Raw genomic sequence first — 1,216 nt, 5'->3', positions numbered from 1 at the left:
GTAGGCAGCCGACCACTGCGCTGCCACGGGAAACCGCTCAACGCTGAATGCGATGCCTCGCAGCAAAGCATGATGGCCGGCCAGCAGGAAGAACAGCAGCACGGCAAATGTGTTGAAGGCGGAGGTCAGGATCGGCACCTGCCGCCGAGTGACGGGATCGAACACTTGCGAGATGCCGAACCCGATCTGGATGTCAAGAATCCGCCCGGCGACATCAAAGGCCGCAAACGCCAGCAGCACACCGAGCCCGAGCGTCGCGCCCAGCGCGAGCTCCGCCAGTGCGGACGTAAACAGCGTCGCATGATTGGCGATATGGCCGCTTCCGACCGGTGTAAACCCCAGCGCAATGATGAACGACAGCGACAGCAGCATCAACACCCGCACCGTCGTCGGTATGGGCATGGCATAGAAAACTGGCGTCAGGATAAAAACACCGGCAACCCGTATCGAAAGCAGGATCACCGCCTCCAAAGGTGGCAATGCCCATTTCTGGGAAACCCAAGACCATCCGGCTCCAAGTTCAGCAATCACGCGTGGCGACCTGGGCTAAAACATGGCAGGAATACCTGCCCACAGCTGAGTAAAGTAAGCACTGAGCTTGCGCAACATCCAGGGGCCAAACACGACAAGCGCAATGCCAGCCGTCATCAGCTTGGGTACAAAGGTCAGGGACATCTCCTGCACCTGCGTAACCACTTGAACAATGCTGATCAGCAAACCTGTGAGCATGGTCAAGCCAAGAACGGGCAGGCACACCAGGAATCCCATCCAGAATAGGTCCGACATCATTTTCAAAGCCAGGTCAGCGTGCATTCTGCTGTGTGCTCCCGCATCCATAGTTTGTTGTCGCCACACATGCAAAGGGATGCAAGTCCGCGCGGTCATCCTGACGCATTCGATAAGCTTTGTTGTTTGTCATGTCCCAAGGCGCCTGTAGCGGGGCCTCCCCCTGTTATTTGTTCCGAACTGTATCGCAATCTACAGAATTTGCGGCAGCAGTTACCTTATTTTCCATATCGATTTAGGTACTAATTACTTAGACATTTCCAAAGCACTGGAAATAGATATTGCTTTTGAACCTTGTGCGGTGCTACTTCGCTGACTAGGAATTTTTCACAACCCCTTCCCCTTTTCCCCTCCTTTTGGGGAGCCTGCTGAGGTCAACAAATGAGACTTGGCGGGTTGGGGCAATGAATGAGCTGATTGTTTGTTACAC

At 54.5% G+C, this 1,216-nt stretch carries 2 protein-coding genes; both read right to left on the bottom strand.

Annotation, left to right across the window (positions count from 1 at the left end; all coding sequences use genetic code 11):
- Nucleotides 1-531, bottom strand: a 531-nt coding sequence (locus tag AC1D1X_RS23820) for a flagellar biosynthetic protein FliR (protein WP_477699413.1), incomplete at its 3' end; no start/stop codon positions are given.
- 15 nt (nt 532-546) lie between these two features.
- Nucleotides 547-813: a flagellar biosynthetic protein FliQ gene (locus tag AC1D1X_RS23815; RefSeq protein ID WP_477669657.1), complete on the bottom strand. Its 267-nt coding sequence runs from the start codon at nt 811-813 to the stop codon at nt 547-549.
- Nucleotides 814-1,216: the final 403 nt, after the last annotated feature.

Source organism: Polaromonas sp. P1_G4, assembly GCF_056405475.1.
Note: the sequence above shows the minus strand (reverse complement) of the source record. Positions and strands in the feature narration are given on the sequence as shown.